Raw genomic sequence first — 22435 nt, 5'->3', positions numbered from 1 at the left:
ATGAACTCGCCCTTCTCCTGAAGACATCGGGCATCCGCCGAGGCGGTGTCCTCATGGTGCACGCCTCCCTCGGCGGCAGCGGGCTGCGCGACACCGAGGTCCGGGACACCCTGCTCGACGCCCTGGGCCAGGGCGGCACGCTGGTCGTGCCCGCGTTCACACAGGAGAACTCCCGCACGTCCCGGGCCCACCGGGCGCTGACGAACCACCTGTCCGAACGGGAGAAGGAGGAGTTCCGCGCCTCGATGCTCCCGTTCGAGCCGGAGACCACGCCCTGCCTGGCCATGGGGAGGCTCGCCGAGTGCGTCCGCACCTCCCCCGGCGCCGTGCGCAGCGCCCACCCGCAGACCTCCATGGCGGCGCTCGGGCCGCGCGCCGCCGAGCTGCTCGACGGGCACGATCCGCACTGTCTGCTCGGGGAGCGCTCGCCGCTGGCCCGGCTGTACGCGGCCGGGGCCCAAGTCCTGCTGCTGCGGGTGGGGTTCGGGGTGTGCAGCGCGTTCCATCTCGCCGAGTACCGGACGACTCCGCCCCGGCCCACGCGCACCTACCAGTGCGTGACGGGCGGGAAGGGGAACTGGGTCACCTACGAGGACACCGCCCTGGACGACAGCGAGTTCTCCGTTCACGGGGCTGAACTTCCTCCCGCACTTCTCACGGGGGGCGAACTGGCGGGGAGGAAAGTGACTCTTTTCGATATGCGCCCGGCCGTCGACTTCGTCGGCGCGCGCATGTCGCACGGATGACTGGATATCGCCAGTAAATGACGTGAAAGCGGCGACCCGTCTGGGCAGGTCGTCGGGCACATTGTTGGTTCCGGCCAGATGGCGCCAGCGGCGGGACGAAGGCGTCATCGGCAGGCAGGGGGGCGCGTGAACGCAACTGATCGGGAACGGGCATCGGACAACTGGCCCTACTTTTTTCTGAGTTACGCGCACACGCCGACCTGGGGGTCCGGCGGCGGCGACCCCGATCACTGGGTGCACAGGCTCTTCACGGATCTCTGCGACCACATCATGGCGCTCACCGACCTCCCGGCCGGCGTCCCCGCGGGCTTCATGGACCGGGAGATGCGCTCGGGGGACGGCTGGCCGGAGAAACTCAGCGAAAACCTGGCCACCTGCCGGGTGTTCGTGCCGCTGTTCTCGCCGCGCTACTTCACCAGCGAGAGTTGCGGCCGCGAGTGGTTCGCGTTCAACGAGCGCATTCTGCGCGCCCGGACGACCGGCGCCGGAGACGTACCGGCGATCGTCCCGGCCCTGTGGACCCACGTCGACTACGCCCAACTCCCGGACTCCGTACGGCATATCCACATCGACCACGCCGCACTCGGCGACCGCTATGCGGCCAACGGGATATACGGGCTGATAAAACTCAACCGGCTGCACGACGAGTACGAGGAAATAGTCCTCGCCCTCGCCCAGCGCATCGTCCGCGTCGCCCACGAGTCCCCGCTCCCCGCCAGTCGCCCCCGCCCGTACGAGTCCACGCCCAGCGCCTTCAAACCGCGCGGCGAAGGCCCCCGGCGCATCCACCTCACCATCGCCGCCCCCACCCGGCACAGTCTTCCGGAGCACCGGGACGTCCGCCCGTACGGCGAGGACGCCCAGGACTGGAACCCGTACCACTCGGAGAGCACCCGGCCGCTGCCCGCGCTCGCCGAGGAGCTGATCCGCTCGCTCGACTACCGGATCACCGTGTCCTCCTTCGACGACGAGGACCCCGGCGACGAGGACAGCCCCCTCGGCGCCACCGCCGACCAGGAGAAGGCGACCCCGAGCAGGCCCGGCATCCTGCTCGTCGACCGCTGGGCCCTCGCCGACGAGGAACGCCGGCGCAGACTCAAGGCCTTCGACACCCGCGCCCGCCCCTGGATCAGCGCCGTCGTCCCCTGGAACCGGGCGGACGTGCAGTGTCACGGCGCCGAGGGCCAGAAGCTCACGGCCGAACTGGAGCGCACCCTGCCGCTGATCCTGGACCGGGGGCGCCGCACCGACTGCCGGATCGCCGTCAACGGCGTACCGACCCTCAAGGCGTTCACCGACGTCCTCCCGGCCGTCGTCGCGCACGCGACCCGGCAGTACCTCAAGCACGCGGCGGCCAACCCGCCCGCCGGCCCGCACCTGCCCAGGCCCCGCCTCGTGGGCCCCACCCACCCGCCGCCGCGCCCGGGCGCGGGACCCGACCACGGAGGAGAAGCATGACGGCCGCGCAGGACGGACGCATCATCACCTTTTACTCGTACAAAGGTGGCACCGGCCGCACGATGGCCCTCGCCAACACGGCCTGGATCCTCGCCGCCAACGGCAAGCGGGTACTGACCGTCGACTGGGACCTGGAAGCCCCCGGCCTGCACCGCTTCTTCCACCCGTTCCTCGATCCCAGCGCGCTCGCCGCCACCACCGGCGTCATCGACATCATCAACGAGTACGCCTGGGCCGCGACCGCCGGGACCCAGCGCTCCGGCCCCTGGCACCTGGACTTCGCCGACGTCGAACAGCACGCCATCTCGCTCACCCCCGAGCGCCTCGGACTGCGCTTCGCCGAGGGCGGCTCGCTCGACTTCCTCTCCGCCGGCCGCCAGGACCGCTCGTACTCGGCGACCGTGTCGTCCTTCGAGTGGGACAACTTCTACGAGCGGCTCGGCGGCGGACTCTTCCTGGACGCGCTGCGCGACAGCATGAAGGCGTCGTACGACTACGTCCTGATCGACAGCCGCACCGGGCTGTCGGACAGCGCGGACATCTGCACGATCCAGATGCCGGACATCCTCGTGGACTGCTTCACCCTCAGCGACCAGTCGATGGACGGCGCGGCCGCCGTCGCCCGCAGCGTGCAGGACGGCTACCGCAAGCGCAGGATCCGCGTCCTGCCGGTACCGATGCGCATCGACGAGGGCGAGAAGGAGAAGGTCGACGCCGGACGGGCGCTGGCCCGCCTCAAGTTCGACGGTCTGCCCAAGAACCCCGACGAGGGCGAGCTGAGCGCCGAGGAGCTGACCGCGTACTGGGGGAACGTCGAGATCCCCTACCGGCCGTACTACGCCTACGAAGAGACGCTGGCCACCGTCGGGGACGAGAGCGGCATCGCCAACTCGCTGCTGTCCGCCTTCGAACGCCTCACCACCGTCATCTCGGAGGGCAAGGTCACCACCCTGCCCACGGTCCCCGAACCTGTACGGCTGCGCTGCCGCGACGCGTTCCTGCGGCGGCGCCCGCTGACCACCGCGACGGACGTCGTCGTCGCGTACGCGGCGGAGAACCGCATGTGGGCCGACTGGGTCGAGTCGCTCCTCAAGCGCTCCGGCTGCAACGTGACCCAGCACGACATCTCGGCGGGCCCCGTCGAACGCTCGGACAACACGACCCGCATCCTCGTTCTGCTGTCGAACGCCTTCCAGAAGTCCCGGTACGCGGACGCGGTCTGGCGCGCGCTGACCGAGGCCGACACGGAGACCCCGCGCGGTGCGGTGACCCCGCTGCGGGTCGACGAGGTCCGGCTGCCCACGTCGTACCTGGACCACAACCCGGTCGACCTGCACCGGCTGGACCAGGCGCAGTGCGTCGTCTCGCTGCTGAGCGCCGTCGACCTGCCCGGGCAGTCCGTGGAGAGCGGCACGTCCGGTCCCCGCTTCCCGGGCAGCACTCCGGCGCACTGGAACGCGCCGCAGCGCAACAACACCTTCACCGGCCGCAACGTCATCCTGGACCGGGTCCGCGACCAGTTCGACAGCGGCGCCTCCCAGATGGCGCCGCAGCCGCTCGCACTGTTCGGCCTCGGCGGGGTCGGCAAGACACAGGTCGCCATCGAATACGTGCACCGCTTCATGGCCGACTACGACCTGGTGTGGTGGACCTCGGCCGAGCACGAGGACGACGTGGTCGCCTCGCTCGCCGAACTGGCCGCCCGCATCGGCGCGCCCGGCGGCGACGACATGACGATGGCCAGCCAGGAAGCCGTGCAGATGCTGGCCCGCGGGCTGCCGACCAAGCGGTGGCTCCTCATCTTCGACAACGCCGACGACCCGTCCTGGCTCTCCCGCTACTTCCCGCAGGGCGGCGGCCACATCCTCATCACCTCGCGCAACCAGGCCTGGGTGCAAGGCGGTTCGGCGCTGCCCATCGACGTCTTCCTGCGCGAGGAGAGCATCGAGCACCTCACCCGGCGGGCCTCCGGCCTCAGTGTCGAGGAGGCCGACCAGGTGGCGAGCGCGGTCGGCGACCTGCCGCTCGCGGTGGAGCAGACGGCTGCGTGGCTCGCCGAGACGGCCACCCCCATCGCCGACTACCTCCAGCAGCTCGCCGACCAGACCACCGACGTACTGGCGCTCAACCAGCCCGCCGACTACTCCCACTCCGTGGCCGCGACCTGGAACATCTCCATCGCCCGGCTGAAGGAACGCTCCCCGGCCTCGGTGCGGCTGCTCCAGCTGTGCGCCTTCCTGGCCCCCGAGCCGATCTCCTCGCACCTGCTCTACAGCAAGGAGATGATCGACGCGCTGAAGCCGTACGACGCCTCACTCCAGGAGAGTCTGCTGCTCGGCCGCGTCATCCGGGAGATAGGACGGTTCGCACTCGCCAAGGTCGACCAGGTCAGCAACAGCATCCAGGTCCACCGGCTGGTGCAGGCCGTGATCCGGGCGCAGCTCACCGAGGAGGAGCAGCAGCAGGCCCGGCACGTCGTGCACACCGTGCTGGCCGGCGCCCGTCCGGACGGCGACGAGCCCATCGACGACCCGGAGACCTGGCCGCGCTTCGCCGTCATCTGGCCGCACCTCACCGCCTCCGACGCCCGCAACTGCATCGACGCCGGCACCCGCCGGCTGCTCATCGACCGCATCCGCTACCTCTGGAAGCGCGGCGACTTCCCCGGCGCCCAGCGCCGCGGCGAGGAACTCCTCGCGCACTGGAAGGACCTGCTGGGCGAGGACGACATCCAGTACCTGTACCTGCGCTGCCAGCTCGCCAGCGTGCTGCGCTCCCAGGGGCGGTACGTGGAGGCCCGCGACATCGACACGGAGCTGCTCGAGCGGCAGCGCCGCGTCCTCGGTTCTTCGCACCCGCACACGTATGTGACCACATCCAACCTGGCCAGCGACCTGGCGGCGCTCGGCGAGTACACCTCGGCGGTGGGTCTCGCGAAGGAGGCGCACGACGGGTTCAGCCAGATCTTCCACGAGTCGCACCGGCGCACCCTCAGCGCCGCCAACAACCTCGCGCTCGCGCTGCGCATGGTCGGCAACTACGGCGAGGCGCGCGTCCTCGACCAGGACACCCTGGACCGCCGTATGGAGGTCCTCGGCCCCGACCACCCTTACACGCTGGCCTCCGCCGAGCGCCTCGGCCGCGATCTGCGCGAGGTCGGCCGCTACTCCGAGTCCGTGGCACTGTTGTCGCGAACGTACGACGCCCACAAGCGCCTCCTCGGCAAGGGCTTCCCCGGCACGCTGCGGTGCGCCAAGTCGCTCGCCGTGTCGCTGCGCCGGGCGGGGCAGTTCGAGGACGCCCGGCGGCTGACGACGGCGACGCGTGCCGAGTACCGCGCGCAGTACCCGAAGCCGACGCCGGACTCCCTGGCCTGCGATCTCAACCTGGCCGCCGACCTGTTCGCGGCCGACGAGCGGGAGGCCGCGCGCGAGGTGGCACGGGAGGCGCTCGCCGAGTACGTGAAGGTGCCGGGCGAGGCCCATCCCTACACCCAGGCCGCGCTGAACAACCTCGGGATCTTCCAATGGGGTTGCGGGGACGTCGAGGAGGCGGAGGAGGTCTTCCGCCAGGTCCTGCGACGGATGGCGGAGATCCTGGGGGACAAGCACCCGCACACCCTCTTCTGCGGCGTCAACTATGCCAACGTCCTTGCGGACCAAGGTCGTTGGGAGGAGGCCAAGGTCCTGGAGGAGAAGGCCATGACCACCCTGCGCATCGTCCTCGGCGCGCACCACCCCGAAACCCTGGCCGTCGTCACCAACTACGCGCTCACCCTCGCCTCGATGGGCCGCGAGGACGAGGCCCACCAGATCCGCGAGGAGGCCCTCACCGAACTGCGCATGCTGCTCGGCGAGGACAACGGCATCATCCAGGTCGCCTCCGACGACCGCCGCATATACCGGGACCTGGAACCGCTGTCGGTGTGAGGGGCTCGTCAGACGAGCGCGCCCTCGATCAGCCAGCCGATCACCTTGGGGAGGGCGCGCAGGGCCGCGAAGTGCGCGGCCGTCGGCTCGACGACCTTCTTGGCCTGCGGAATGCGGGCGGCGAGCCAGGAGGCGTGCGAGGCCGGGGAGAAGACGTCCTGCTCGCCGTGCCACAGCAGGACGGGGACCCGGATGTCCGCGGGGTCGAACCCCCAGGGGCCGGTCAGCGCGAGGGCGTCGTCGATCCAGCCGTACGGTGAAGTACGCAGCGCCTCACGGAAGTTGCGCAGCAGCATGGACCGCATCGCCGTGTCCGACACGATCGAACGGTCGTCGGCGGTGAGATCCCGGCGCAGTTCCTCCAGCAGCCGCGCCGGGTCGCTCCGGATGGCGTCGGAGCGCGGGATCAGCCGTTCCTCGAACCGCTCGGGGTCGGTGAACGCGGTGCGGAACTCGTCGACGTTGGAGGGCGCCATGCCCGCGAACCAGTCGAGCCCCTCCGCGTCGCGCGGGGCGAGCCCGACGAGCGCGGCGGCCCGGGTCACCCGGTCCGGCAGCAGCGCGGCGCAGGCCAGGGCATGCGGTGCGCCGCCGGAGCGGCCGACCACCGCGAACCGGTCCACGCCCAGCGCGTCCGCGACGACCGCCACATCCTGGACGACGTCCACCACCCGGCGCCCGGCCCTGCGGTCCGAACCGCCGTAGCCGGGGCGGTCGTAGCTGATGAGGCGAGTGCCGCGCTGGTACAGGAACATGGGCCGTGGCCGGGGCCCGACCCGGCTGCCCGGTGTGCCGTGCAGCAGAAACACCGGATGCCCGTCCGGATGCCCCGACACCTCGACCCGCAGCCGCCGCCCGTCCACAGTCCCCACATGGTCACGCACAGCGCTTCCCCCCTCCCTCAGGCGACCAAAGCCGCCCAGGCCCGAACGGGCCGGGACCACGCTGCCCGATCCTTGCCCAACAGCCCGGCCCGCGAAACGAATCCGCAGGTCAACCAGGCTTGAGATCAAGCCAGTTGACACCGACTCCCGGAATTCACCCCTCCTCCTCCGTCTCCAGGATGCGGGTGCGCGGCGCCCCAGGTGGGTGCTCGGACCGTCGCGCTCTGGATGGCTGGACGTGGTGCCCGGGTCGGTGGGGTGGACGTGTGCACCGCTCCAGCTCGGTGTCGGCATCGACGAAGCCTTCGTACGGCTGCGCGCCCATTCCTACACGCAGGGACGCCGGCTCGCCGAGGTGGCCGCCGACGTGGTGGCCCACCGGCTCCGCTTCTCCCCGGACACGGAACCCGAACGGACCGACGGGGAAACCTGACGCACCGATGCCGATCGGCTCTCTGCGCCTGCTCACCGACCGCCGCCCCCACGCCGGGATTCACGGTCCGGACGGCCGCCGCCGCTGTGCGGCGGCGGCGGCCGTGGCCACGAGGATGTGAGGCCCCCCTCCACCGTCCTCGCGCATTGTCCTCCGCGGCGGCGGGACTGGTGAGAAGACCCCGTCTGGAAATGCCGGGAGGACGGAGGCTGGAGCCGCGTGCTCCGGCGATGCGGCTCCGGCCGGCCTCGTTTCCGACTCGGGGGCTGGGAGCCTGGATGGGAAGACCTGCTGCTACCTGACACGGCCGCAGTCCCGTCTTCCCCGTGTGAAGCCTAGAGCAGGTACAGGTGAAGCGGAATAGGGCCGTTCGTCGACACCGCCCGGTTGACGACCCGGTCGAAGCCGGGTTCCATGCCACCGAGGGTGTCGGTCAGCGGGTAGCTGTCCGCGGAGCTGAAGAGCTGAGCGCATTGCCGGCGGCCCCCGGACCCGGCCGCGCAGCTCCTGTACGCGCCGCGGCACATGCACGCCCCAGAGTTCGTCACGGAAGTGCCGCTTCGCCTCGCCGAGGATCGTCGGTATGGCAAAGCTCGCGAAGGCGATGCCGAGACTCGGGTCGACGGCCATCGGCATCCAGGCACACACCACCTCCTGCCGCTCTGCGTGCGTACGTCCGGCATGAGCACGTGTCTCCCTGATCGGCGGGCATCACTCACCGTGGGAGGCCGGCAGACCGCAGCACGCAGAGGAGCAGCGACAGCTGCTCGCACGGGCGTGCTCCAGTCCGACGCACACCGGACGGCCTCCCCGACAGCCCACGTTCAAACAGGGTTTCCGCCGTCCGACAGCGGCTGTCCGCGAATGGTTCCGGCCGACGCGTTCACCGTTCGTCCATCGGCGCCCCAGTGGCCCCGGGCCCCCAACGGGCCCCGGCGGGGCGCCGATCCGGGGCTATGCTGCTGTAGAGACGTCCCGGACCCCGGCGCCGCACTGCCCATCGGTCACGATGGCACTCCCGCACATCTACCGGTCTCCCGAACCGAGGCGCCCCATGCGCACCCCGCGGCAACCGCCCGATCCCGAAGGCTCAGAGCGTCCCGACCTGGACACGGTGCGGCTGCGCCGGTTGAACCGCTGGCAGGCCGAGGGCCTGCGGGAGGACCTGGCGGATCTGTACGTGGAGTCCTCCGCCACCGAGCCGGGTGAGGAGTTCCACGACCGAGAGAGGTTCCTGCACCGTCTGGCCGACAACGTGAAACTGCCGGGATTCGACATGCTGGTCGCCGAGGCGGAGGCCCTGACGGGGTGCGTCCTCGGCTTCTCCGTGCCGCGCGACGGCTCCTGGTGGCAGGGGTTCGACGGACCACTGCCGCAGAACCTGGAGCAACTGACCGCGTCCGGACACGTCTTCGCGATCCTTGAAACCGTGGTCCATCCCCACCAGCACGCACGCGGGCTCGCCCGCCGGCTCCAGGAACGCCTGCTCATCGACCACCAGGCTTCGCTCGGCGTCACTTTGGTGGATCGGTCCGCCCGTTCGGCCGGTACCGCCCTCATCGACTGGGGCTGGCAGGAGGTGGGGCGGATCCAGCGCATGCCCGGCCCAACAACCCTACGAGTACTGGTTCTTCCGCTTGGCGAGCGCACGGAGCGACATCCGGACGGTCTCGCCCACAACGACCGGACCCAACGTCCCGAATAGCCGCCCGCACCACGCGGAAACGGCGCGTGCGGAGGCGTAGAGGAGCGAGTGGAGCTGTCGCCGGAGCAAGCGGTGCGGCGGTGCGGCGTCCTGGGCGCTCCCCCGGCAGTGCCTTCGACCGGATCGGCGTCCTGGCTCCCCCGCCTGGTTGCGTCTGCGACCACTTCCCGGACGATCTGCCGGGCGGCGAGGATGGCGCGCCCGGCGGCGCCCCGGTCCAGCGTCCAGACCTTCTCGTACGAGGAGGAGCAACTGGAGGGTGAGACGCGCGGCCACGCTCGGGAAAGTGCGGGCGCACCCAGCCGCAGTAGCATGGAACGTGGGTTGGCTCACTCTCACGTGCAGCCGCCCGGAAGGGCGACTCCGGCGTGTTTGCGCCGGAGTCGTTGCCACAGCCGCAGCGGCGGTTCCGGCCGGGCCCCGACCTTCCACGGGACGTGGCCCGCATCGACAGGTGTCCCGCTCCGGAGGGACAGTTCATGATCCAGGCAGCCGACATCCGCGAGTGGCGGACCCACGATGTCGTCGACGCGAAGGGGCACAGGATCGGCGTGCTCGAAGCGGTCTACGTGGACACCGCCACCGACGAACCAGCCGTGGTCACCGTACGGACCGGGCTGCCGACCCGTCGGCGCCTGGTCTTCGCGCCCGTCCACGACGCACTCCTGGGGCCGGGCTATGTAAAGATCGCCTACGCCAGGAGCCTGGTCAGGAAGGCTCCCTCGATCGGCACGGACGACATCCTGCCCGCCGAGCAGGAGCAAGCGATCTTCGAGCACTACGGCATGACATACCAGCCGGGCGCGAACGGCGAACGAAAGCTCGCACGCCGCTGAACGGCGGCACGGTCCAAAGGAGGTGTCCGAGTCGTGGCGTACTTCCTCCTGTTCCTTCTCGTTGCCATCGTCCTGGGAATCATCGGCGCGACAGCCGGAGGTCTGGGCTATCTGCTGATCATCGGCATCGTGGTTCTCGTGGCCGATATTTCCGTCGGCGCCGTGCTTCTGTCCCGGCGCTCTCGGCGGCGTCCGCTCCGCTGAGGTCGGGCCCTGGCCGGGAGTACCCTGGAATTACCGGGAACACTTCGTACACGGGCTTTCCCGCTCGTGTCGCTCTCGGCGAGTCACAACGCCGGGCCGGTGCAGACCGGCCCGGGGCAGGGGCCGGGCCATGACCGCAACCATGTTCCACAAACCTGCGGTCGAAGACCGGATCCCCGCATCCGCTTCGCCGCCACTGCGGCTCCAGCTCGCGCCAACCGGCAGCAACCCTGCCTTGATCGACGGCGCATGGTGGCCACGCTCCCGTGATCTGGCGGCTGAACTTCCGGCGCTCGTCGCGGTTCTCGACCCACTGTGGGGGCGGATCACGCATGTCACCGTGAACCCCACGTTCTGGCCGGTCATCCCCCGTAGGATCCCCGTCCACGGGCATGTGGTGAGGGTCGGCTGGTTCAGGGCCGAGCAGGACCCGCACAAGCTGCTTCTGTTCTCCTACACCGTCGGCCGCTGGGACCTCCTGGTGATCCCGCCCGGGACCGGTGCCGTCACGGCCGCCCGGCTGATGAACACAGCCAAGGATCCTTCGCGGAGTCTCACCGCGAGCGGCCTGATCCAGGAGGCGGAGTTCTTCCGGACCGCGGCCGAGGCCGACTGGGACTCTGCCCGGGAGCGGGTCTGGGACTCCGAAGGCGGGCAGGACGCCGACCGTACGGCCTCTCGCAGCCCCGCACACTTGCACGGATCGCGTCCGTAAAACTGCTCGCCGGATCTGCTCATCGACTCGCCGTCCCGGATCGGTCGACTCAGGTAACCGGTCCCGGGTCACCGCGGCCGATGGGCAGAGTCCGTCCGGCCGGCCGGAAGAGTAGCCTGGTGTTACCGAGGGTATTTCGCGCACCGGCCTCCATGCCTTTGTCGTTTTCGGCGATTGATTACGCCGGACCGGGTCCAACCGGTCCGGAGCAGGGTTCGCATCATGACTGCGACCGTTTCGTACACGCCGATACGCGGACACCGGCCCTCCTCTCCCCCTCTCCGCATGTCGTCGGCTCTCACCACTGTGCTCGGACTGCCGTGCTCGTTGACTGCCGTGCTCGATCCGCGGACGACTCCCGTCTCGGCCGGCTGGCTGATGGCCGCCGCGAGCACCCCACTGCGCACCTCGGCCACGGGCCTCCTGATGGCGGAGGCGGCGCGCCTGCGCACCGTGTCGGAGAGCGACCGGGCCGTGCAAGCCGTCTGGGACGCCGAAGGAGGCCACGAGGACCGCGCTTCGATCACACGTCGACGGATCCCGGCCGTCACCGCTCCGATAACCGGCGTCCCGGCAGTCGCTCGTGCGATACCGGATGCGGCACGGGGGATGTGAGGGCCGTGGAGACCCTCGTGACCGTGGTCGTGCTCCTGGCGATGGTGACTGTCGGCGTGCTCCTGATCCATCTGCTCAACAACCAGCACGACGAGCGCATCACCGCTTTCCCCTACGGCCGCTCCCGGTCGGCCGTCCGGGGTCCGGCGCCCCCGGACCCGCAGAAGGCCCACGGTCGTGCCGGAACGAGCGGCACCGGCCATCGCCGCGACGGGGTACGCGGGAGGCTCCGGCCACGGCGCCGGACCCGTCACAGCCGCTCCGCCGCATGAAGGCGCCGCAACGCCCGGCGCAGCTCCCTCCGCAGCTGTTCCGGGAGCGCCTCGTCGTTCGTCGTGGCGACCAGGGCAACGGCCACGTCCCGGAGCTTGGCTCGACTTTGGCCCGCAGTTCGAGTATCTCGACGACCAACGCCGCGTCCCCCGTCGAAGTGACAGCCGTCAACAGCCACTGTTCTCCACGGGTCGTGGTCTCTTGGTGCACTGTGCGTACCTCACAACACGGCCATCCTGTCCATGAGCGGTCAGCGGCGCGCCAGTTGCCGTTCGCCGGCCGCACCGGGCTTGTAGGCAAGTCCGTAGTGCTTGAAGATCGCTTCCTCCTGCTCGGCGGGCAGCACGTCGTCGGTGCCGATCGAAGGAGCCTGCCTCACCAGAGCTTTGGCATAGTCGACCCTGAGATAGTCCGGCCCGGCGATCGCGTCCGCCAAGGGGACGAAGACCAGCCGGTGCCGCGTGGGCAGTCCGGTACGAACCGTGGCCATGGCCGGCTCATCCGTGGTGGTGTCCACATACACCGCCTCCAGGACACCGATCTTGTGCGACTGCGCATCCACGACGTCGCGGTCACGCCACTCTCGGACATCGGCTGCGTGAATCATGACCTTTCCCTTCCCTCTCCCCTTCCGGACGGCTCATCCGCCGGTGGTGAGTCGCACACTCGGCCTTCCGCGTAGAGCCGCCGCAGCGCACGCCGCAGCCCCCGCTGCATCAGCCGCGAGAGCGGCTCGCCCTCCCAGGTGGCGACCAGAGCCGCTGCCACGTCCGGCGGTTCGGTGTTGCACTGCCGCGAGATGTCCACCAGCAGGTTCCTGGCCGGCCCACGGCGGCAGGGGGCCAGGACCATCACGATGCCGCAGGCCTGGTCGACGACCGCACGGGCGGCCAGCGCCCGCCGCAGCTCGCCGATCTCGTTGCGCAGGGCCACGACGTCCTCACCCGCCGGGTCCTCCTCCACCGAGGACTCGGCCCTCAGCCCCCACCAGTCCTTCGGAAGCACGGCTATGCGATGCACGGCAACCACCTCTCCACGGTCTTCGCGCGTCCGGTGTGGCCGAAGGCCGCCCGGGAACCTCTGGATGCCAGGCCGGTTCACCGGTCACCCGCCGCCTTCATGGTCCCGACGGTCCTCGCGCCTCCAACGCGCCCGGTTCTGACGGCTGTAGCGACGGTCCCAACGGTCCCGACGGTCCCGGCGCTCCTGGTAGTCCCGGTAGCCCCCGAGATCGGACCCGTCACCGCGGATCCAGCCTCCCCCGCGATCACGGCCGTGGCGGGTGGCACCGAAGAGCAACACGGCCGCGGCCACCCACCAGAAGGGATGCAGAAAGCCGAGGCCGAACAGGACCACGATCAGCACGAGAAGCAGAACGAACACGGCGGGCCTCCCCGGAGCGGAACAACGCATCAATGCCGGGGGCCGGGGCCTGTTCGAACAGACTAGTCCTCCCCAGAGGCTGCGGATAGCGACCCACGTCAGCGTCCTCCGCCAGGACCGGTCGAAAAGGGGTGGCCACTTGACGTCTGTCCAAGGAGTGCGACGAGGGCTGGCGTGCACGGTACGGCGCGAGCCCACGGCAGCGTCGATCACCTCTCGCGCTCCATCGGGGGCGCACCTCGCGCATCAGTGCCGGACCCCGTGTCGACACTCCGTTGACAAGGGAGGTCGCCCGGCGTTGACTGACAGCACGGCGTAGGGCTATGCCACTCCGGATCACTCGGGCGACGCATTCCACCTTCCCGCTTCGCCCGGCCCCCGCGGAAGTCAGGAATTTCCCGCGGTCCGGAGGCCCGGCAATGATCCTGTGGATGCTTCTCCTTCTGCTGATCCTGGTGGTGTTCGGGTTCGGCTTCACCATGCAGGCCCTTTGGTGGGTCGCCGCCGTACTCCTGGCCGTCTGGCTCGCCGGCTTCGCTAGCCGCGGGCGCGGCGGGGGCAGGCGCAGCCGCAGGTAATCCGGGTCACCGAACGCATCGGCCGGGCCGCCCGCAACAGGCGACTGCAGCGAGAAGGAAGGACCGACCAGATCTCCGGGAACCTGAAGCAGTCCGGCGACAAGGCCAAGGACGGCTTCAAGCTGTGACAGAAGCGCCCCGGGCCGTTCCCGCACCGTGCGGACACCACCCAGCAGGCCTCAATGCTCAATGAGCCGACAGGAATTGACGGCAATGAAGCAGACCAACGCGCGAACCGATAGTCAGAGAAGGCGGCCATGTCCACCGTCGTGATCATCGCCTTGATCGTCATCGGTCTGGCCACCCTCCTCTATCTCGGACGTGGACGAGTGCGAGGCGGTGGCGGGCACGGGCTCAAGCGGCGCTTCGGCTCCGAGTACGGCCGTGCCGTCGCCGACCACGACGGCGACATCAAGGCTGCCGAGCAGGAACTCGGCGAGCGAGTGAAGGAGCACGGCTCCCTCACGGAGCTGCCGTTGTCGCCTGAGATCCGCGAGCACTACATGACCCAATGGGCCGCTGTCCAGGAGCAGTTCGTCGAATCACCGCAGAAGGCCGTCATCGAGGCGGACGCGCTGCTGGCGCGCCTGGCACGGGACCGCGGCTTCCCCGACGGCGAGCGGTTCGACGAACAGATCGCCGCCCTCTCCGTCCACCACTCCCACCATGTCCAGGGCTACCGCGGCATGCACGCGGCGGCCCGCGACCAGAGCGGCACCGAGGAAATGCGGGAGGCCATGGTCGAGGCCCGAGGCCTCTTCGAGGCGCTGGTCGGCGAACAGCCGGCCGACCCGGACCGGCGCGACGCGTCCTCCCGCGAGGACCGCGACGCCTCCTCCCGCGCGGACCAGGGGCACGCGCCGTGGCCACTGGCCCGACGCCACGCGAAGGGAAGCAGCACGTAATAACGACGGCGCGTCCTGCGCACCGGCTGGCAGGACCCAGACACCGACGCGCAGACCGAGGAACTACGGCTCGCACTCCGGCAGTACCGGGAGATCACCGAACGGCTGCTGCACATGGCAGCGCCTGCCAGTCAGTGACACCGTCCTCTCCGCGGCAAGCACAGCCGTCGCAGGAAACCGGTGCGCACATCGCGCCGGTCTCACTGCGACGGCTGTGTTCTGGAATCAGGGGGATCCGGGGTGGTGAGCGGTGGCGTCGGAACTGCTCACGGCACCGCTTCCGGACGGCACGGACGACACCGAAGCCCTGGAACTGGGACTCGAGCTGGGACCGGAACTGGTGTCCGGCGCCGCGCTCGCGTCCGGCGAGGCGGAGCCGCCCGTCTGCGGCGCCGAGCCACTGGCCGCGCTCGGGCTGGGTGTCACGCTGTCTGCGGGACCACGGTTACCGGCCGAGCCGCCGCCCACCGAGGTTCCCCTGCCCGGCTCGTTCCTGACCACGGCCGCCACCGGTTTCCCGGCGATCAGCTCCACTGCGGTCACCGTGACCATCGCCAGGGCGAACACCAGTCCCGTCGCCAGGGCGTACTTCTTCCAGCCGAGGGACCTCCGGAGGGATCCACCTCGATGAGTGGTGACCGACTCGCCCTCGGAGGGCACGAAGGGCCGTGGCGCGTCGGCAACCGAAGCATCGGCGGGTAACCCGAACACCGCCCGCGCGTCCGCGCGGTGTTCCGTCCGCTCCTCGCCCGGCGTCCTTGGCACTCCCACCGGCGGTATCCGGCTGCGGATCCCCTCGCCCGTCCGCCGGAAAGCATGCGAGAAGACCGCTGCGCCGGTGGTCGCGCTGGCACTGACCACGGCGGCGCCGATGATTGTCCCGGCCACCCCCAGCAGGGACGCCAGCACCGCGCCCACCACCGTCGCGAGTGCGCTCGCCACCACCTGCACGGCAGTCAGGTCGAGCACCTTGCGCCTCGGCGCCCGTGCCTCTTCTTCTCTGCGGTTCTCCATCAACGTCCCTTGATAGTTCCGGAGCCCGACGGTCATCGACGCCGCGGCCATCGGCGTGATCGCGGACGGCGAGGAGCAGGCCGAGCGACAACTCGCCGGCCACTCCCGCTGAGCGCGGGGGTGGGTGAGGCTCCATCGGCGGTGCGGACGGTACAACGGGACGACTGCCCGGCTGACGGTGTTTCACCTGCGATCAGCGCCCCCGGCACGGCATCGGAGCCGCCCGGTCACCGCCGTGTGACCATCACGGTGCCCCTCGCCAGGACCAACCATGGGACCGGCCTCAGGACTGTGCCGCGTACGGACGTCCCGGACCTCGGCGGGCCACCACTGCTTGGCCCGCATACCTGCGCAGAGCGGACCCCACCCGGCCGCCCGCTCGGCGCATCCCCGAGGGAACCGGCCGGGTCCTACGCCCCGGAACATCGGCTGCCGGATCCGTCATTCACCTGTGGTCCCCGCCGACGTCGTCGCCCATCGGCTCCGACCCCCCTCCCCCGAACGCAATTCCGTCCAACATGCAACCGCCGGATGCGATTTACGCGACTGATCGGCGCCCTCCGGGGAACCCGGCGGGGAACGGCGCAGCCACCGGGATCACGTGTGGTTCGCCGTCCACCGGCAGGGGTAGACAGATGCTCGCATTCGTGGCCGCCGTACTCTTCGTGATCGCCTTCTTCGTCCGTGTCACCGAGACGTCGACCGACGTGATCTTCAGCCCGACGAGCCTCATGCTTGTCGGGCTTGCTTTCCTCGCTGTGCACTCGGCCGGCGTGGGGTCAGGCTGGTCCACCCGGCGAAGCTCCACCCGGCGAAGCGGAAGTCGACGCTGAGCAAAGCGATGTGTTCCATCCTCTCGCCGACGGATCCGAACGCGGGGCCGTGGCGGATTGCCCATCAGCGGGGCCGAGTTGCGTCCGGATCGGGCGATCATGGCTTGCCGTCGGCGCCTGTGCCGCGGAGGAGCGATGGGCGGAGTTCTTGCCGCTGCCCGCCTTGCGATTAGAGCACGCGGTCCTCGCTGGTCTGCGGTGTGTCCTCGTCCGGCAGGTGTACGTCGTTGACGGCGATGTTCACCTCGACGACTTCCAGGCCCGTCATCCGTTGCACCGCCGCGATCACGTTCTCGCGGACCTCTGCGGCGACCTCCCGGATGCTGACCCCGTATGCGACGACGACCTGGAGGTCGATGGCGGTCTGCTTCTCACCGACCTCGGCCTTGACACCGCGGCCCGCGTTCGCGTGCCCGCCGGGGACCCGTTCGCGCACGGCGCCCATGGTGCGGGTGAATCCGCCGCCGAGTGCGTGGATTCCGGGGACTTCCCGTGCGGCGATCCCGGAGATCTTCTCCACCACCCCGTCCGCGATGGTCGTCCGGCCGCGGGTCTCCGGCGGTTCCTGAGGTCCGGGGCGTGCGGTCTGAAGCATCGTGCCCACGCCGATGCCCGGCTCATCGGGATCGGGATTCTGCAGGGTTGAACCGTTCGGCTCCGTCATGCGAAGCCACCTCCTCGGGCAGTCGACCAACTGCCATACCTGAGCGGCTGTCCGCCGCCGTCTTGGTGCCGCTCTCCCACCTACCGTGCAGCGCACCGGATATGCGCGCGTGCCTGGCCTTCGCCACCGCCCACATCCTGGGACTGGGCGACGTGGGGCCGTCCGCCGCACCGGGTTGAGGACTATGCTGCTGTACGGACGTCCCAGACCCCGGCGGCTTGTCGTTGCTCGATACAGATGGCTGCAGGGAGCGGGCTCTTTCGTCCGTCACCCGGCGCATCCCTGGAGGGAACTGGGTGGATCCGCTGTCCTGTCGCACAGGCTGCCGGTCCGGCCCCTGCTCCGCCTCCGTCGAACGTACGCCCCTGCCAGGAGCGCGCCAAGGGGCCGGGTATCCCGGCATCACCGCGCGCCCCGCCGGATGGTCTTCTGAACCGAGGCGTCATGCCCCTCCCGCAACTCACCGTCTACCGCCGCGACCGACACAACCGGGCACTGATCACCCTGGCCGGTGAGATCGACCTGGAATCGGCGCCGCTGGTGCGCGCGGCACTGGCGTGGTGCCTGAGCGACGGTATCCGCACCGTCGATGTCGACCTCACCCCCGTGACCTTCTGCGACTGCAGCGGCCTCAACACCTTCCTCTACGCCGCGCAGCAGACCGCCGAGGCCGGCGGAGTCCTACGACTGCACCACCCGCCACCGACAATGGGCCTGATCCTCGACCTCACCGACTGCGGGTTCCTGCTCCTCGGCCCTCCGCTCGGACATCCGGCATCTCCTCTCGAGGGTGTCCCAGCCCAGACCGCCCAAGCCCCGCCGCACCGGACACATCCGCTTGCCTCTGTGCTCTCGGGCGATGCGCGGTGACGGCCCGAGCGGGGCAGGGACAACCCCGAAATCCCCGTGGCGGCGAGGCGTCCACCATGGATGCCGTGCGGTTACGTCGGGTGAACCGCTGGCAGGCGCAGGGCCTGAGCGGGAAACTGACGGATCTGTACGTGGACAGCCGCGAGACGTCTCCTCGTGAGGCGTACCGCCCTCCCGGCCGCGAGGACTTCCTGAACCGTCTCACCGGCGACATCCGGCGGCCGGGGTTCGCCATGGTGATCGCGGAGACGGACGACCTGGTGGGGTGCGCCTTCGGATTCCCGGTGCGCAACGACGGCTTCTGGTGGCTCGGGTTCGACGGAGCACTGCCGCGCAGTATCGAGCAACTCACCGATTCGGGCGGCGTCTTCGCGATCACCGACATCCTGGTCCGCCCGCATCCGCAGGATGCGCAGGTGGCCCGCCGCTTGCAGAAGCGGCTGCTGGCCGACCACCAGGCGCCACTCGGCGCCACCCTGGTGGACCGCGCCGATCACCCGACCCTCGCCGCGCTCCGCTCCTGGGGATGGCTGGACATAGGGGAGATCTGGAGGCCGATCAGCGCCAGGGTGCTCCGGGCGCTGGTCCTTCCGGTCGGGGAGCGAACCGCGGCGAGGCTGGAGGGTCTTGCGCACGATGCCTGGACCCGGTGGCCCGGATGAGGTCCGACAGCCGCTCGGCCCGCATCCAGGTACTGGTCGCCGAGCAGGCCGCCCTGCGGGGTGGTCGGGTCGGCGTGGTGGACGTGTGCACCGCGGCCGTGGCCGCGCTGCCCGTCGGCGGCGCCGGGGTGTCAGCGATGTCCAAGACGACGGCGAGCCATCCGCTGTGCAGCACCGACACCATCAGCGAACAGCTGGAGGAGCTGCAGCTCACCCTGGGTGAGGGACCCTGCGTGGACGCCTTCACCCACGGCTCGGCCGTCCTGACCCCCGATCTGCTGACCGGCCGGCTGCAGGACCGCTGGGCCGTGTTCGCCGACGCGGCCCTGGAAGCCGGGGCACGCGCCGTGTTCGCACTGCCCCTGCAGATGGGGGCGATCAGCCCGGGAGTCCTGGACCTGTACGCCGACGTGCCGACCGTGCTGGACGCGGAGCAGTTGGCCGACGCGCTGGCCTTCGCCGATCTCGCCACGCTGCTCCTGCTCGATGCGCGGATCGACGAGACGGGCGCACCGGCCGGTGGAGCACTGGCTGGTGGAACACCGGCAGATCGGGGCTTCGAGGATCTGGGCGGCTACCGGGCGGAGATCGACCAGGCGACCGGCATTCTCACCGTCCAGCTCGGCATCGGCATCGACGAAGCCTTCGTCCGGCTCCGCGCCCACGCCTATACGCAGGGCCACCGGCTCGCCGACGTGGCCGCCGACGTGGTGGCCCACCGGCTCCGCTTCTCCCCGGACACGGAACCCGAACGGACCGACGAGGAGACCTGATGTACCGGTGCCCTCCGACGAACGCGCTGTGCTTCCCGCCCCTTCCCGGCGGGAATAGTCTCCATCGAGGGTGACACCATGAATCAGCAGCTCCTGGCCAAGACCTTCGTCGAGCTGGCGGACAACCTGGTCGCCGACTTCGACCTCATTGATTTCCTGCGCCTGCTCACCGACCGCTGTGTCGGGCTGCTCGGCGCGAGCGCGGCCGGGGTGCTGCTCGCGGACCGCGACGGCGAACTGCGCGTGATGGCCGCCTCCGACGAACAGGTACGCCTGTTGGAGCTCTTCCAGCTCCAGAACGACGAGGGCCCCTGCCTGGAGTGCTTCCGCACCGGCACACCCGTGATCGTCCCCGACCTGACCCGGGAGGTCGACCGCTGGCCGCGCTTCGTCATGGCCGCCCACCGCAGCGGCTTCGGGGCGGTCCAGGCGTTGCCCATGCGCCTGCGAGACGAGGTCGTCGGCGCCCTGAACCTCTTCCGCGCCGCCCCCGGCCCCTTCGACCCGGCGGGCACACTCGTCGCCCAGGCCCTGGCCGACGTCGCCACCATCAGCCTCCTGCAACAACGCTCCGTCCATCGCAGCACGGTCCTCAACGAACAGCTGCAGACCGCACTGAACAGCCGCGTACTGATCGAGCAGGCCAAAGGCAAACTCGCCGAACGCCAGAACATCGACATGGAACAGGCCTTCACCGCACTGCGCAGTTACGCCCGCGCGCACAACCGCCGCCTGTCCGACCTGGCCCGCGCCTTCATCGACGACTCCGAACCCCTCCCCGGCCTGGTGGCCTGACACCGTCGCCGAGGCGGCCAACGCATGCAGTTGCCCCCGCATGAAGAACTACGTTCGCCGCAGCGGCGTCCGGTGCGGCAAGGTCGTCTGCGGGACAGTCGCCGCTGCTGTTCTGACGGGTGTGTGGTGATGGCCCGGCCCGAGCGGCGAGCCTGCGGGAGGAGCCGGCAGATCTGGCTTGGGCAGGCGTTCACAGGCGTCGCCAGCGGGCTGAGGCGAAGGAGAAGACGCCGAAGAGGATCAGCCCGATCGCGACGGCGACCAGGAGCCACGGTCCCACCGGTGTCTGGGTGAAGCTGCGGAGCGTGGCGTCCACGCCTTTGGCCTTGTCCGGGTCGAAGCGGATGGCCGCCACCAGGATGAAGATCCCGGCCGCCGCGAACACCACACCGCGCGCCACGCCTCCGCCCACGCCCAGGGCGGTGACGACCTGCTGGGTACGAGGGCTCATGCTCCCGGTGTCCAGCTGCTTGAGGAAGCTGCGCATGGCCGCCCGGACGGCGAGCACCGCGCCGATGCCGATCAGGAGGCAGCCCGCGGCTCCCACCAGCACTTGGCCGTACGACAGTTTGAGCGCCGATGCCGTCCAGTCCTGCGACTTCGCGTTGCCGCTGGAGCCCTGGCCGCCCCCGGCCGCGTACACCGCCGTGGTCCAGCAGACAAAGGCGTAGAAGACCGCCCGCCCGCCGTCGAGGGCTCGTGAACTCGCCTTCCGCTGAGGTCCCCTGGTGAGCACGGCGCGGGCGCCCCGCCAGAGGGCCATGGAGGCGAAGCCGACCACTATCGCCCACAGCATCACTTTCCCGAACGGCTGCTCCGCGACCTGGGCCAGCGCCCCCTGCCGGTCCGCCGTCCCGCCACCGCTGCCGAGGGCGATCCGAATGGCAAGGGCGCCGATCAGGACATACACCACACCCCGTGCGGCAAAGCCCGCCCGCCCTGCGGCAACCAGTGTCTGCCTCTCCGTGGAGCGACGGAAGTTGGGCCTGGCGGCCCGGCTCCGTCCGTGCGCCCGGGAGGTCGTCACGCGGCCCTCCTCAGATCGTGGGTGTCGGCCATGACCTGGTCACGCAGGCGGGCACAGGTGCGGGTGATCAGGCGGGAGATGTGCATCTGGGAGACGCCGAGCCGCAGACCGATGCGGGCCTGCGTCATCTCGCAGAAGAACCTCATGTACAGGATCTGCCGTTCGCGTTCGGGCAGTGCTCGCAGCAGGGGTCGGAGCGCCTCACGGTTGATCACCCGGTCGAAGCCGGGTTCCATGCCACCGAGGGTGTCGGTCAGCGGGTAGCTGTCCGCGGAGCTGCCGGGCGTGGCGTCCGTGGACAGGGCGGTGAAGCTCTCCAGCGCGCCTTGGCCCAGTCGTACCTCCGCGTCGGTCAGGCCGGTGTGCGCGGCGATCTCGGGGACGGAGGGTTCGTGGCCATTGAGCAAGGCGCACTCGTTGCCGGCGGCCCGGACCCGGCCGCGCAGCTCCTGTACGCGCCGCGGCACATGGACGCCCCAGAGTTCGTCGCGGAAGTGCCGTTTCACCTCGCCGAGGATCGTCGGTATGGCAAAGCTCGGGAAGGCGGTGCCAAGACTGGGGTCGAAACGGGACACCGCCTTGACCAGGCCCAGTTGGGCGACCTGCTTGAGGTCCTCGAAGGTCTCACCGCGATGGCGGAAGCGCCGGGCCAGCCGTACGGCCATCGGCATCCAGGCGCACACCACCTCCTGCCGCAGCGCGGACCTCTCCGGACCGTCCGGCAGTGCGGCGATACGACGGAACGCCGCGTCGGTGTCCGGCGCGTCGCCGTAGTCGTGGGGGCGTGTGCTTCGTGGGCTCTGCGTGCGTACGTCCGGCATGAGCACGTGTCTCCCCGATCGCTGGCATCGCTCACCGTGGGAGCGACAGACCGCAACACCCAGGGGAACAGCGACAGCTGCCTCCACAGGCGTGCCTCCGGTCCGAAGCACCACGGGCGGGTCCCCGGACGGCCCGCGTTCAAACAAGCTCTGCGCCACGGGCCGTCCCTGCCCGGACAGCCCGCGCCGCCCCAGCCGAACGAGACGCTCCGGGGAAGTTCCCGTCCGTAACCGGATGGCCAACAGGCAACGTGTCAGGCGCCCTTGACCGATTCCCGTGGGCAGGCGGCCGCGTGGTGGGCATCGCCGCGG

Annotated in this window: 24 protein-coding genes and 2 pseudogenes; 17 read left to right on the top strand and 9 right to left on the bottom strand. The window is 70.1% G+C overall.

Annotation, left to right across the window (positions count from 1 at the left end):
* Nucleotides 1–53: 53 nt before the first annotated feature.
* The 3 genes from AB5J56_RS30590 to fxsT all read left to right on the top strand — a co-directional run bounded on the left by AB5J56_RS30590 (nucleotide 54) and on the right by fxsT (nucleotide 6133).
* Nucleotides 54–746: an AAC(3) family N-acetyltransferase gene (locus tag AB5J56_RS30590; protein ID WP_369242898.1), complete on the top strand. Its 693-nt coding sequence runs from the start codon at nucleotides 54–56 to the stop codon at nucleotides 744–746.
* Nucleotides 747–872: 126 nt separating this feature from the next.
* Entirely contained in the window at nucleotides 873–2204 is a 1332-nt protein-coding gene (locus tag AB5J56_RS30585) for a TIR-like protein FxsC (RefSeq protein WP_369237128.1), read from the top strand.
* Nucleotides 2201–6133: an FxSxx-COOH system tetratricopeptide repeat protein gene (gene fxsT, locus AB5J56_RS30580; protein ID WP_369237126.1), complete on the top strand. Its 3933-nt coding sequence runs from the start codon at nucleotides 2201–2203 to the stop codon at nucleotides 6131–6133. Before AB5J56_RS30585 ends, fxsT begins: the two co-directional genes overlap by 4 nt.
* Before the next feature lie 8 nt (nucleotides 6134–6141).
* On the opposite strand, the gene AB5J56_RS30575 is transcribed toward fxsT, so the two are convergent.
* Nucleotides 6142–7017 carry an alpha/beta fold hydrolase gene (locus tag AB5J56_RS30575; RefSeq protein WP_369237124.1) on the bottom strand — a complete coding sequence of 292 codons (876 nt, stop codon included), beginning with the start codon at nucleotides 7015–7017 and terminating at the stop codon, nucleotides 6142–6144.
* A gap of 274 nt (nucleotides 7018–7291) precedes the next feature.
* Between AB5J56_RS30575 and AB5J56_RS30570 the strand changes: the two are divergent.
* Nucleotides 7292–7450: pseudogene (locus AB5J56_RS30570) on the top strand (ANTAR domain-containing protein); the annotation flags it as partial.
* 386 nt (nucleotides 7451–7836) lie between these two features.
* On the opposite strand, the pseudogene AB5J56_RS30565 reads toward AB5J56_RS30570, so the two are convergent.
* Nucleotides 7837–8116 (bottom strand): annotated as a pseudogene (locus AB5J56_RS30565) (B/F/G family RNA polymerase sigma-70 factor); the annotation flags it as partial.
* 388 nt (nucleotides 8117–8504) lie between these two features.
* Here AB5J56_RS30565 and AB5J56_RS30560 point away from each other — a divergent pair.
* The 6 genes from AB5J56_RS30560 (at nucleotide 8505) to AB5J56_RS30535 (ending at nucleotide 11797) form a co-directional block, all read left to right on the top strand.
* Complete coding sequence (locus AB5J56_RS30560) at nucleotides 8505–9155, top strand: hypothetical protein (RefSeq protein WP_369237122.1); 651 nt, start codon at nucleotides 8505–8507, stop codon at nucleotides 9153–9155.
* 479 nt (nucleotides 9156–9634) lie between these two features.
* A complete protein-coding gene (locus AB5J56_RS30555) occupies nucleotides 9635–9991 on the top strand; it encodes a PRC-barrel domain-containing protein (protein WP_369237120.1) in 357 nt (118 codons plus the stop codon).
* Nucleotides 9992–10024: 33 nt separating this feature from the next.
* Entirely contained in the window at nucleotides 10025–10195 is a 171-nt protein-coding gene (locus AB5J56_RS30550) for a hypothetical protein (RefSeq protein ID WP_369237118.1), read from the top strand.
* A 130-nt stretch (nucleotides 10196–10325) separates the two neighbouring features.
* On the top strand, nucleotides 10326–10910 hold the full coding sequence (locus tag AB5J56_RS30545; RefSeq protein WP_369237116.1) for a DUF5994 family protein: 585 nt from the start codon (nucleotides 10326–10328) through the stop codon (nucleotides 10908–10910).
* Nucleotides 10911–11132: 222 nt separating this feature from the next.
* Nucleotides 11133–11525: a hypothetical protein gene (locus AB5J56_RS30540; protein ID WP_369237114.1), complete on the top strand. Its 393-nt coding sequence runs from the start codon at nucleotides 11133–11135 to the stop codon at nucleotides 11523–11525.
* A gap of 5 nt (nucleotides 11526–11530) precedes the next feature.
* Nucleotides 11531–11797 carry a hypothetical protein gene (locus AB5J56_RS30535; protein WP_369237112.1) on the top strand — a complete coding sequence of 89 codons (267 nt, stop codon included), beginning with the start codon at nucleotides 11531–11533 and terminating at the stop codon, nucleotides 11795–11797.
* A 251-nt stretch (nucleotides 11798–12048) separates the two neighbouring features.
* On the opposite strand, the gene AB5J56_RS30530 is transcribed toward AB5J56_RS30535, so the two are convergent.
* The 3 genes from AB5J56_RS30530 to AB5J56_RS30520 form a co-directional block, all read right to left on the bottom strand.
* Nucleotides 12049–12405, bottom strand: coding sequence for a PRC-barrel domain-containing protein (locus tag AB5J56_RS30530; RefSeq protein WP_369237110.1), 357 nt, complete (start codon nucleotides 12403–12405; stop codon nucleotides 12049–12051).
* The gene (locus tag AB5J56_RS30525; RefSeq protein ID WP_369237108.1) at nucleotides 12402–12818 is read right to left on the bottom strand and encodes an ANTAR domain-containing protein; all 417 of its coding nucleotides are present in this window, start codon (nucleotides 12816–12818) and stop codon (nucleotides 12402–12404) included. The genes AB5J56_RS30530 and AB5J56_RS30525 overlap by 4 nt, the downstream gene beginning before the upstream one ends.
* 84 nt (nucleotides 12819–12902) lie before the next feature.
* Complete coding sequence (locus AB5J56_RS30520; RefSeq protein ID WP_369237106.1) at nucleotides 12903–13181, bottom strand: hypothetical protein; 279 nt, start codon at nucleotides 13179–13181, stop codon at nucleotides 12903–12905.
* A 419-nt stretch (nucleotides 13182–13600) separates the two neighbouring features.
* Here AB5J56_RS30520 and AB5J56_RS30515 point away from each other — a divergent pair, with 419 nt between their 5' ends.
* Both AB5J56_RS30515 and AB5J56_RS30510 read left to right on the top strand, forming a co-directional pair.
* Nucleotides 13601–13759, top strand: coding sequence for a hydrophobic protein (locus AB5J56_RS30515; RefSeq protein ID WP_369237104.1), 159 nt, complete (start codon nucleotides 13601–13603; stop codon nucleotides 13757–13759).
* Nucleotides 13760–14016: 257 nt separating this feature from the next.
* Nucleotides 14017–14664 carry a hypothetical protein gene (locus tag AB5J56_RS30510; protein ID WP_369237102.1) on the top strand — a complete coding sequence of 216 codons (648 nt, stop codon included), beginning with the start codon at nucleotides 14017–14019 and terminating at the stop codon, nucleotides 14662–14664.
* A gap of 225 nt (nucleotides 14665–14889) precedes the next feature.
* Here the strand turns inward: AB5J56_RS30510 and AB5J56_RS30505 are convergent, their stop codons facing one another.
* Nucleotides 14890–15678, bottom strand: coding sequence for a hypothetical protein (locus AB5J56_RS30505; RefSeq protein WP_369237101.1), 789 nt, complete (start codon nucleotides 15676–15678; stop codon nucleotides 14890–14892).
* Nucleotides 15679–16313: 635 nt separating this feature from the next.
* On the opposite strand from AB5J56_RS30505, the gene AB5J56_RS30500 reads away from it, so the two are divergent.
* The gene (locus AB5J56_RS30500) at nucleotides 16314–16511 is read left to right on the top strand and encodes a hypothetical protein (protein WP_369237099.1); all 198 of its coding nucleotides are present in this window, start codon (nucleotides 16314–16316) and stop codon (nucleotides 16509–16511) included.
* A gap of 169 nt (nucleotides 16512–16680) precedes the next feature.
* Here the strand turns inward: AB5J56_RS30500 and AB5J56_RS30495 are convergent, their stop codons facing one another.
* The gene (locus AB5J56_RS30495) at nucleotides 16681–17175 is read right to left on the bottom strand and encodes an Asp23/Gls24 family envelope stress response protein (protein ID WP_369237097.1); all 495 of its coding nucleotides are present in this window, start codon (nucleotides 17173–17175) and stop codon (nucleotides 16681–16683) included.
* A 444-nt stretch (nucleotides 17176–17619) separates the two neighbouring features.
* On the opposite strand from AB5J56_RS30495, the gene AB5J56_RS30490 reads away from it, so the two are divergent.
* The 4 genes from AB5J56_RS30490 to AB5J56_RS30475 all read left to right on the top strand — a co-directional run bounded on the left by AB5J56_RS30490 (nucleotide 17620) and on the right by AB5J56_RS30475 (nucleotide 20275).
* A complete protein-coding gene (locus AB5J56_RS30490; RefSeq protein WP_369237095.1) occupies nucleotides 17620–18045 on the top strand; it encodes an STAS domain-containing protein in 426 nt (141 codons plus the stop codon).
* Nucleotides 18046–18101: 56 nt separating this feature from the next.
* Nucleotides 18102–18707, top strand: coding sequence for a hypothetical protein (locus AB5J56_RS30485; protein ID WP_369237093.1), 606 nt, complete (start codon nucleotides 18102–18104; stop codon nucleotides 18705–18707).
* On the top strand, nucleotides 18704–19480 hold the full coding sequence (locus tag AB5J56_RS30480; protein ID WP_369237091.1) for an ANTAR domain-containing protein: 777 nt from the start codon (nucleotides 18704–18706) through the stop codon (nucleotides 19478–19480). Before AB5J56_RS30485 ends, AB5J56_RS30480 begins: the two co-directional genes overlap by 4 nt.
* A 78-nt stretch (nucleotides 19481–19558) precedes the next feature.
* A complete protein-coding gene (locus AB5J56_RS30475; protein ID WP_369237089.1) occupies nucleotides 19559–20275 on the top strand; it encodes an ANTAR domain-containing protein in 717 nt (238 codons plus the stop codon).
* A gap of 190 nt (nucleotides 20276–20465) precedes the next feature.
* On the opposite strand, the gene AB5J56_RS30470 is transcribed toward AB5J56_RS30475, so the two are convergent.
* A complete protein-coding gene (locus AB5J56_RS30470; protein ID WP_369237087.1) occupies nucleotides 20466–21302 on the bottom strand; it encodes a DUF1206 domain-containing protein in 837 nt (278 codons plus the stop codon).
* Complete coding sequence (locus tag AB5J56_RS30465) at nucleotides 21299–22123, bottom strand: SigB/SigF/SigG family RNA polymerase sigma factor (protein ID WP_369237085.1); 825 nt, start codon at nucleotides 22121–22123, stop codon at nucleotides 21299–21301. Before AB5J56_RS30465 ends, AB5J56_RS30470 begins: the two co-directional genes overlap by 4 nt.
* Nucleotides 22124–22435: the final 312 nt, after the last annotated feature.

Source organism: Streptomyces sp. R21, assembly GCF_041051975.1.
Taxonomy (GTDB): Bacteria; Actinomycetota; Actinomycetes; order Streptomycetales; family Streptomycetaceae; genus Streptomyces.
This window is presented reverse-complemented; position numbering and strand designations above follow the sequence as displayed.